Source organism: Bacillota bacterium, from assembly GCA_009711825.1.
Lineage (GTDB): Bacteria > Bacillota > Proteinivoracia > UBA4975 > VEMY01 > VEMY01.
Genome location: VEMY01000063.1, coordinates 22,606 through 31,414, shown reverse-complemented (window position 1 = coordinate 31,414; position 8,809 = coordinate 22,606). Strand labels below are relative to the sequence as shown.

The 8,809-nt window shown below is 53.2% G+C and carries 11 protein-coding genes; 1 reads left to right on the top strand and 10 read right to left on the bottom strand.

The window, feature by feature from the left end; genetic code table 11:
- Nucleotides 1–86, top strand: an 86-nt coding sequence (locus FH749_14845) for a general secretion pathway protein (protein MTI96727.1), incomplete at its 5' end; no start/stop codon positions are given.
- A gap of 82 nt (nucleotides 87–168) precedes the next feature.
- On the opposite strand, the gene FH749_14840 is transcribed toward FH749_14845, so the two are convergent.
- The 10 genes from FH749_14840 to FH749_14795 form a co-directional block, all read right to left on the bottom strand.
- On the bottom strand, nucleotides 169–684 hold the full coding sequence (locus FH749_14840) for an ABC transporter permease (protein ID MTI96726.1): 516 nt from the start codon (nucleotides 682–684) through the stop codon (nucleotides 169–171).
- Nucleotides 685–713: 29 nt separating this feature from the next.
- On the bottom strand, nucleotides 714–1,685 hold the full coding sequence (locus FH749_14835; protein ID MTI96725.1) for an ABC transporter ATP-binding protein: 972 nt from the start codon (nucleotides 1,683–1,685) through the stop codon (nucleotides 714–716).
- A 24-nt stretch (nucleotides 1,686–1,709) separates the two neighbouring features.
- Complete coding sequence (locus FH749_14830) at nucleotides 1,710–2,036, bottom strand: winged helix-turn-helix transcriptional regulator (protein ID MTI96724.1); 327 nt, start codon at nucleotides 2,034–2,036, stop codon at nucleotides 1,710–1,712.
- A 183-nt stretch (nucleotides 2,037–2,219) separates the two neighbouring features.
- On the bottom strand, nucleotides 2,220–2,942 hold the full coding sequence (locus FH749_14825) for an amino acid ABC transporter ATP-binding protein (GenBank protein MTI96723.1): 723 nt from the start codon (nucleotides 2,940–2,942) through the stop codon (nucleotides 2,220–2,222).
- Nucleotides 2,869–3,594, bottom strand: coding sequence for an amino acid ABC transporter permease (locus FH749_14820; protein ID MTI96722.1), 726 nt, complete (start codon nucleotides 3,592–3,594; stop codon nucleotides 2,869–2,871). The genes FH749_14825 and FH749_14820 overlap by 74 nt, the downstream gene beginning before the upstream one ends.
- Nucleotides 3,595–3,603: 9 nt before the next feature.
- Entirely contained in the window at nucleotides 3,604–4,362 is a 759-nt protein-coding gene (locus tag FH749_14815; GenBank protein MTI96721.1) for a basic amino acid ABC transporter substrate-binding protein, read from the bottom strand.
- A gap of 479 nt (nucleotides 4,363–4,841) precedes the next feature.
- Entirely contained in the window at nucleotides 4,842–6,491 is a 1,650-nt protein-coding gene (locus FH749_14810; GenBank protein ID MTI96720.1) for a methyltransferase domain-containing protein, read from the bottom strand.
- Nucleotides 6,488–7,504, bottom strand: coding sequence for an SAM-dependent methyltransferase (locus tag FH749_14805; GenBank protein MTI96719.1), 1,017 nt, complete (start codon nucleotides 7,502–7,504; stop codon nucleotides 6,488–6,490). The genes FH749_14810 and FH749_14805 overlap by 4 nt, the downstream gene beginning before the upstream one ends.
- Complete coding sequence (locus FH749_14800) at nucleotides 7,504–7,740, bottom strand: hypothetical protein (protein ID MTI96718.1); 237 nt, start codon at nucleotides 7,738–7,740, stop codon at nucleotides 7,504–7,506. The genes FH749_14805 and FH749_14800 overlap by 1 nt, the downstream gene beginning before the upstream one ends.
- A 92-nt stretch (nucleotides 7,741–7,832) precedes the next feature.
- Nucleotides 7,833–8,807: a cation transporter gene (locus FH749_14795; protein ID MTI96717.1), complete on the bottom strand. Its 975-nt coding sequence runs from the start codon at nucleotides 8,805–8,807 to the stop codon at nucleotides 7,833–7,835.
- Nucleotides 8,808–8,809 lie beyond the last annotated feature (2 nt).

Sequence of the window (8,809 nt, the reverse complement as noted above, 5' to 3'; positions counted from 1 at the left end):
ACTGCCTGCTTTATGGGGCGCAGAATGGGAAAAGGATTATTGATGATCATATGGTGAAGGTAGTTGTCCAGGGAGAATTGCTCTAATTCTCCCTTCCCTTCTGGTCAGCTTGTCCGGCAAATTGCGGCCAATTAACAATGTCTGCTGATGGACATTATGGATTAGTAGTTACAATATGGGCAGAAACAAACCGCAGAGGAAGATCATCGGAAACCGGAAGAAGTTCGAAAACGTCTGGGCCTCAAATACCTCGCTGACGGCCACAGCAATCAGCAGCCCCAAAAAGGTTGAGGTAATGGCGATAAACAAAACGCTGCCCAGGAGCGGCATCCAGCTCACTCCCGAAAGATCAGCCAGAAAAGAAGCGAAAATAACGGGTACAAAAGCGTTAAGAATGCCGAAAATGATGGCGCCGGTGGTTTTCGCCAGCATCAATGCACCCAGGCTAATGGGTGCCAGAAGCAGACGTTCAAACGAGCGGCTTTTGCGCTCAAAGGTTATTGTCACGGCCAACATCGAAGTTGTGCCAAAGAGGATGGATAAAGACATCACCCCCGGCAGCAATGCTTCCACATCTAAAGCGCTCTGGGAGCGGATGAGAAACATCAGCGTCCAGGACACAGGGAAGATTATGCCCCAACTAATATTGGGCGGCTTCAGGTAATAATTGCGCATATCCTTCATCAAAATGTTCCAAAAGGCAATCCAGGTCTTCACTTACCTCGCCTCCTTTTTCCCTGGGTGGCAGCCAGTTTACCCGAATCCAGTCCGGTAATCTTGACAAACACTTCCTCCAGTGAGGGCCGAATCACTTTTGCTTCATAGACATTGAGCGAATGTTTTTGGAAAACTTCCATGAACGGAAAGAGGGCAATTGGCTCAGAAGCAGAGACCCGCAACTTACCGGCTACAGGAGCAGTGATTTTATATTCCTGGAAGGCTTGGCGCAGTACTTGTTCGGATGCCTCTGTATGTTCATCCAAGCTGAACTCAACGATCTGCTCCTGCTGGGCCTCCGCCATCAACTCATCTATACTGCCGGTGCGGACAATCTTGCCCTGGACGATAAAAGCAATCCGGTCACACAGTCGCTCTGCCTCTTCTATGTAGTGGGTGGTCAAAAACATCGTTGTTCCCCCAGCGTTTAACTGGCGCAGCAAACTGCGGATCTGTCGGGCGCTTTCCACATCGATGCCGCTGGTCGGTTCATCCAAAAAGAGAATCTCCGGTTCATGAATCAAACCGGCGGCAATTGTCAGGCGCCGCTTCATGCCCTTGGAATAGGTCTGAAACTTTTTGTCGGCCACCTGCTCCAGGCCGACCTGGGTCAGCAGGTCTCGGGCCCGTGCCTGGCGCTCCACGCTTTCCAGGCCATATAGGGCGGCACAAAAGCAGAGATTGTCAAAACCGCTCAGCTCCGGATAGAGGTTACTTTCATCGGGAACAATCCCCATTACCTGTTGAGCGCGTTTAATCTCCCGATTGCCATCGAAACCGGCAATTGATAGCTGCCCGCCAGTAATTGAAGCAAGTCCGGTGAGCATGTTAATTGTTGTCGTCTTGCCGGCACCGTTGGGGCCGAGAAACCCGAAAATCTCTCCCCGCTTAATCTGAAAACTCACCTGATCAACGGCACAAAAATCGCCATATAACTTTGTCAGGTTCTTTGCCTCGGCAATGTTCATCTTCACACCCCGTCTCTTCTTTTTTCAGCCCTGGCAACATTTATTGCTCTCGGGTTTGCTGTCCTGGCATTTAAAAACCACATCCCCTCCCCGGGCCACCAAAGCCTTAAGTTCATCAGCTAAATCCGCCACTACCTCCCGGGCCACCGAATAATGCATCCAGTAGCCCCGTTTTTGACCGCGGACAAGACCGGCCTGGCGTAGAACCTGGAGATGCTGGGAAACTGCGGCGTTGGAAATCCCCAATTGCTTAGCCAAGGCGCCTACGCAAAAATCGTGGGTCAATAGCAACTTAATCATTGCAAGCCGGGTTTCATCCGCCAGGGCTTTTAATTTTATAAGCTCAGTCACTCCTCCTCACCCCAATCCATTTAAGTGTTCACTTAAATGGATTATACCTCACATTTCCGTCGAAAGCAACCGTTTTCACCGGGACCGATAATCCCAAGCGCTGCCAACATTGCCCCGAACAAACATCGGGGAAACAAAACACCGATGAGTAACTCCTTACCCACCGGTGTGAAATGCGCAGATCTACAAGACTTTACTAAGGAAATCCCGGGTCGCCTCATTGCGAGGATTGCTGAAGAGCCCCGCAGGCGGGCCCTCCTCGGCGATTACGCCCTCGTGCATAAATAGCACTTTGTCGCCCGCTTCCCGTGCGAAGGCCATCTCATGGGTGACGACGATCATCGTCATCCCGTCGGCGGCCAGCTGTTTCATTACCGCCAACACTTCCCCGGTCATACCCGGGTCCAAAGAGGAGGTAACCTCATCAAAGAGCATTACCTTCGGCCTCATCGCCAGCGCCCGGGCGATGGCGACCCGCTGCTGCTGACCGCCCGAGAGCTGATGGGGCCAGGAGTATGCCTTTTCCTCCAGATCGACTTTACGCAATAAATCCAAAGCAAGTTCCTCGGCAGCGCCCTTTTCTGTCTTCCGCACCTTGATTGAAGCCATGGTGATATTGTCAATCACCCGTTTGTGGGGGAAGAGGTTAAACTGCTGGAACACCATCCCCGTCTCCCGGCGCACCACATGCTTGGCCACGCCCCGGGCGGTGACCTCCACACCGTCGATAAAGATTTGGCCGCCATTGGGTTCTTCCAGGAGGTTTATACAGCGCAACAAGGTGCTCTTGCCAGAACCGCTGGCCCCAATCAGCACCACCACTTCACCTTGACTAACCGAGGCCGTAACGCCTTTCAACACCTGATTGGCGCCGAAGGACTTTTCTAAGTCCACTATCTTGATCAACTGGTCCCATCCTCCTTTCCAATAGCAACAATAATTGTGACAGAGTGTAGGTCATCACGAAGTAAACCAAGGCAATGCCAACGTACATGGTGAAATATGCGTACGTCCGGGCGGCAATCAGAGTCGCCCGATAGGTGAGCTCGGCAACGCCAATGAAACTGACCAAAGAAGAATCCTTGGTCAATGTCACCATTTCGTTGCCCATGGACGGAATCACCCGCCGGAAAGCCTGGGGGAAGACAATGTACCGAAACACCTGAAGCGGGGTAAAGCCCAGGGACAAACCGGCCTCGGTCTGCCCCACATCAATCGACTGAATGCCGCCACGGAATATTTCACCCATGTAAGCGCCACTATTCAAACTGAGGGCAATAATCCCCGAAGCAATCGCCGGCAAACGAATGCCAAATTCCACCAGGCCGAAGTGAACGATAAAAATCTGCACAATCATCGGCGTGCCCCGCAAAAAGGCAACATAGGCGCCGGCCAGCATGCTGAATGGTTTAAACTTGGACAGGCGACCGCTGGCGATGATGATGCCCAAACAGATACCAATGGAAACAGAACATGCACTGACCAAAAGCGATAACCTTGCGCCCTGCAAAAGTGCCGGTAGGGCATCGACAATTAGTTCAAACTTTATTGCGTCCATGCTCAGATATTAATCCTCGAACCAGAGCTTGAACAAACGATCATATTCGCCGCTGTTCACCATCTTGGCCAGCGAGGCGTTGATTTTATCCATCATTTCGGTATTTTCCAGTTGGACAGCAATCCCGAATTGCTCATCGGTGAACGGCTCACCATGCACCTTCATGCCGCCCAATTGGGCAATGTAATTGAGGGCTACGGGCTCATCAATGATTACAAGATCGACCCGTCCGTTTTTCAGCTCCATGAATGCCTCGTTGGCGCGCCGGTACTGCTTGAGATTGGGATGGTCCTCAGCCCCGAGGATATCCTCAGCCTCAAAAGCGCCAGTGGTGCCCATCTGTACGGCAACGATTAAATCTTGATCGACTATGTCGTCCACACCAAATCTCCGGGTTTCGTCGTCACGGACAACCATTACCTGGGATGCATCGTAATAGGGGTCGCTGAACAGAACCTGTTCGGCCCGGTCAGGGCGAATTGTCATCGCTGCAATCACAATATCCAACTGATCAGCGGCCAAAGACTCAACCAATGTGTCGAAGGGCAAATGAGTAACCTCGATTTCCCAATCGTTATCCTCGGCAATCCAATTGATGATGTCAATGTCAAAGCCAATGATGTTATCATCTTCGTCGGTGTACTCAAAAGGCGGGAATGTGGCCTCGGTCCCCACACGCAACACGTCACTGTCGCCTCCACAACCTGCCAGCGCTAGCGCGGCAACCAATACTGCACACAGCATAACCAAACTTTTTGCCAATTTCACAATAGTCACCCTCCCCAAATAATTTACAATATTATACTACTATTCAGGAAATAATACCACATTATTTAGAACCAAGCTTTAACTGTGCTCCCAATTTACCCGTCCATAGAAATATATATGCCGACATCTGGACAAGAATACGTCTGCCGGAAAACTAAGAAGACTCCACCTGCTTACCCATTACTTAAGGCAGGATTTTCCTGCTCCGCCTGGTGGATTATCCACTATTCCCCCAGGAAGCGAATAATAAGAGGCCTAGTTAAGATTGGCCTCTTTTTTGATGAGATATCACGTACGCTTGTTTTTTTAGCCCTGCCCAAATTTCGCTCGCTAGCTAAACTGCGTGATTATTTCTAGCAATTTGAGTTTGCGCAGCGGTTTGGTGAGATGAACATCACAACCAGCCTCCAGACTGTTCTGAACGTCTTCAGATAAACGCGTATGCCAGGGCATAATGGGCCGTTTGCGTAGAGAACTTGCTAAACAAAGAAGACTGTTTGCAATTGATCGCGCATCAGCGCCAGGTGCTTCTTTTCCGCTTCGCTCAGACAATAAAGCTCCTCCACAAAGTCATCAGCTTCCGCAAGTTTCCCTGCCCTCACCTTAGCCAGCAGCGCTTCTTCCTCTGGGGGAGCGGGTATTTTGAGTGGCAACTGCTTAAGATTCCGGGTTAACACCTTGCCGGTAAAAAACCGGTACATATATAAGGTATTCAACAGCCGGCTGTTGAGGAGCGCGGCCAGGTAATCCAGGGAAAAGGGTAATCGGAGGGGCAGCGCGATGTTCAAACTGTTCAGGACCAGGGCGCCGCTTCTGTCCACAGCGCAGACTAATTCCCGGGAAATAAATTTGTAGATTAGCTTCGCCGGCGCTTGATATTTTTTCAGTGGCGCCACCTGTTGCAATACTTTGGGGTCATAAGCGAGCCAGTTCCGGGCAGGGGCAATCGCAAATCGCCGGACATCGGCGGCCGTCAGCAGCGGCAGCTGTGCGGCAGTTTGCCGCTCGGCGGTGACAAAGCGGCGATTGTCGCCGGTGACAATGCCCAAAGAGAAATCCACCACCGCTTCACCGGCAGGTAAATCCCGCCCCAAGTCTCCTTCCTGGAGAAAAACTGCCCCGTTAGAGCAGCGCAGCCAAATCTGTTCAAGATGAGAGTCATAATTAATATTTATCCGCTCCCGCCGACAGGCTGTCGCCGGGAGGATATTATAAGTCCGAATCGGTTCACCGCTGCGCCCGCTGTAGCCCACCGTAACTTTTTCCTGAATACCGCCTTTTGTCGCCTCTAGGGCCACCGCCGGCGCGTAATAGCCGCTGAACACATTGGGCATGTAAATAAGTCTTCTCAGGGCAAAACGATCAATAAACCATTCCCGGGCCCCGGCAAAGCCATGCACCTTGAGCAGGGCTTCGGGAAGCAGAAAGAGCAGCTCTCCATCCTTTTTCAGCAGCCAATGGGCCAGCTCGATAAACCAAGTACAAGCGTTGGCCCGGGTGGCAGCTTCAATATCAAAACCCTGGGGCCTCAGCACCTTCCCTCCCCAGGGCGGATTTCCCACCACCAAATCGACACTGGCTTCCCAGCCGGGCTTGTCCACCGGCAGTTTTAAGGCATCGGCAACCGTCAAATCAGCAGAAAACCCATGCAGCGCCAGCCGGCTGGCAGCCACGGCCAACGCCAGCGGGTCCAGATCTGTTCCGCTCAAATTTGCCTCGGGCCAACGCCGAGCAGCGGAAAGCAAAAAATCGCCGGCTCCGCAGGCCGGGTCGCATATCGACTTGGGCTTTAAGCTCCCAGGCGCTAAATCCAACACAGCTTCGACTGTGGCCGGCGGTGTAAACACCTGCCCCAGACGCTTTTTATGCTCCCGATCGCGAAGCGCCTGATACTGCCCACCGAGATTTTTGGGGCCTTTCTGCCACATTGCCAGGGCGATTTCGGCGCAGGCCAAATCCCCTTGGCTATCGAACGGCGTCAAAGCGGCTGCAGCCTGTCCAGCCACCACAGGTGGCAGCGCCGAATAATTACCATCCACCAATGCCAACACCTGCTCCGGACTGGCAATTTCAACCTGAAACTGCTGCAGCACAGTACAGGCAGCCAGATGAGCCAAAAGCTGTTTCATCGCTTTCGAGCCACCGCCAAATCCCGACGCACCGCCTGGTCAACCCGGTGTTCAAACCCTTCCAGGCCCGGAACCAGTTCTAAGCCGGCAGCTTCCAGTTCGGTGACAATCGCGCTGCGGGGGGTAGCATTGACATTCCAGGACACCCCAACAGTGCCGCCCTTTTTCAGCACCTTGGTCCACACGGGAAGCGCCCGGGAAAGCAAGGCCCCGGCGCTGATGTGTCCGCGCCCGGTGCCGCTGCCGCCGTGCTGCACGCCGTAGGGCAAGTCAGCCACCAGCGCGTGGTACGTGCCTCGGGCAAAGTGATTGTTCACATTCACGGTGTCGTCATTAATCACATTCAGGGAGAAAGGGTTGGCCTTCAACTCCTCCTTGCTTTTGGCGCCCTGGGCGGTAATCCTGCGTCCGGTACCGCCCTGGGGGCGGGTGACGCGGCCCCGCTGAATCTGATGCTTGTAACGGTGCTCCTGTAAATAACGGCTGAGGAACTGGTCAATCACCTGTACATCCGCTTTTGCCAGCTCCAAACCGTCGGCATCATGGCCCCGGGTGAGGGCATAGTAGAGGGTGGTACCGCGACCACATACCGGGTCAAGGATCCGCAAACGCTCAAAGAACCGGTCGCCAAATGCGCCAGCCCATAAGGTTACGTTATAGAGCAGAGCCGTGAAGGCCTCGTTGGTCTTGCCGGAATATTTGAGTATCGTCAACAGGTCATCGGGGAAGTAGTCTTCACCGGGCAGGTCAATCGGACGCAGCAGTTCCCCTTCGCGCTGAAAGCAGCCAAAACAAAAGGATAAAGTGCGAACATATTCCAATTGCCACGGCTCCAATTCCGGCCCGGAGAAGGCAATACAGTCCAGTCCGCCCACCTGCTCCTGACGAATATCCGACAGCTGGCCTGTAAACACATATTGATTCAACGCCGCCAGCTCTTCTATAGCCAGACTCGGCGCCTGCTCCCGATAGACCCGGTTATGATTCGGTAAAACCAGAATTACATAGTCCATCACAACAGCTCCCTGTATTGTTCAGGATCGAAACCGACCAGCAACTGTCCGTCGGCATACAATAGCGGTCGCCGTAACATCAGGGGCTGCTCGGACAGCGCATCTAATATAGCAGGATCGGTCTTGTCCAAACCAGATTCTTTGTAATACTTACTACGGGTGGCCACCAAGACTTCGCCGCCTACCAACTCAGCAAACTGACCCAGTTCCTCCCGGCTGGGCTTTTGTTTGACAATATGTCTTTCCTCGACATCATACCCCTGCTCCTGAAGCCAGGCCCAGGCTTTCCGGGCAGTGGTTCAGCCGGGATACCAAAAAAATACCGGTTTCATCGCTCTCCCTCCTTTTCTCCGGGAACAAAATTGTGCTGCCAGCCCAAGCGCTCCCGGTTCCCACATAACTTACATTCAAAAGGGGTGTAAGCTTCACCCTCCTTGTCACAGGGATTGACGTGCACCAACACATCTTCAACCTCTTCCACTGTGTCGATAATTTTTTCCTTGGCCAACTTCCCGATGTCATGGCCGCGCTGGACAGTAATCTCAGGATCAACACAGAGCTTTAAATCAACCAGGATTCGCGGACCGTTGAAACGGGCCTTCACCTCGTGGACGCTGCGCACCCCTTCCACTGAGAGGGCAGTGTCCCCGATTTTCTGCACCGTTTCTTTATCCGGGGCGGTATCGATCAGCTCCCGGACGGCGTCTATGTAAATGCGGATACCGCTGTAGCCAATCATCGCAGCCACTACCAGGCCGGCCACCGGATCCAGGAACGGGTAACCAAGAATTGCTCCGCCAACTCCAATCAAGGCGGCCACCGAGGACAACCCGTCGGTACGATGATGCCAGGCGTCGGCAATAACGGCACTGGAACGGATTCGCTTACCTACCCGGATTGTGTACTGGTACATTCCTTCTTTGAATACTATCGAAAGCACTGCCGCGTACAAAGCCAATGTTCCAGGCGCCGAGTAATCGCCAGTGCGCAACACCCCGATGGCAGACCAGCCGATGCCGGCGCCGGTGAGGATTAAGAGAATTGCAATCAGCTTTGCCACCACTGATTCAAGCTTGGCATGGCCGTAATGGTGTCCGGCATCCGGGGGCTGACTGGCCAGTTTCAAACCGCCAAGCACGACAACACTGCCGGCGATATCCGAAGCGGAGTGAAAAGCGTCGGCAACCATGGCAGTACTACCGGCAATGATGCCGGCAACGGCCTTTAGGGCCATCAACAGGACGTTGATGAACATGCCAATCCAGGTGACCCGCAGTCCTTCTTTATACCTTTGTTCAGACATTT

Excerpts from the sequence above, each read along its gene's own strand:
- FH749_14840 (MTI96726.1), bottom strand. The coding sequence starts at position 684 with ATGAAGGATATGCGCAATTATTACCTGAAGCCGCCCAATATTAGTTGG.
- FH749_14835 (MTI96725.1), bottom strand. The coding sequence starts at position 1,685 with ATGAACATTGCCGAGGCAAAGAACCTGACAAAGTTATATGGCGATTTT.
- FH749_14820 (MTI96722.1), bottom strand. The coding sequence starts at position 3,594 with ATGGACGCAATAAAGTTTGAACTAATTGTCGATGCCCTACCGGCACTT.
- FH749_14810 (MTI96720.1), bottom strand. The coding sequence starts at position 6,491 with ATGAAACAGCTTTTGGCTCATCTGGCTGCCTGTACTGTGCTGCAGCAG.
- FH749_14805 (MTI96719.1), bottom strand. The coding sequence starts at position 7,504 with ATGGACTATGTAATTCTGGTTTTACCGAATCATAACCGGGTCTATCGG.
- FH749_14795 (MTI96717.1), bottom strand. The coding sequence starts at position 8,807 with ATGTCTGAACAAAGGTATAAAGAAGGACTGCGGGTCACCTGGATTGGC.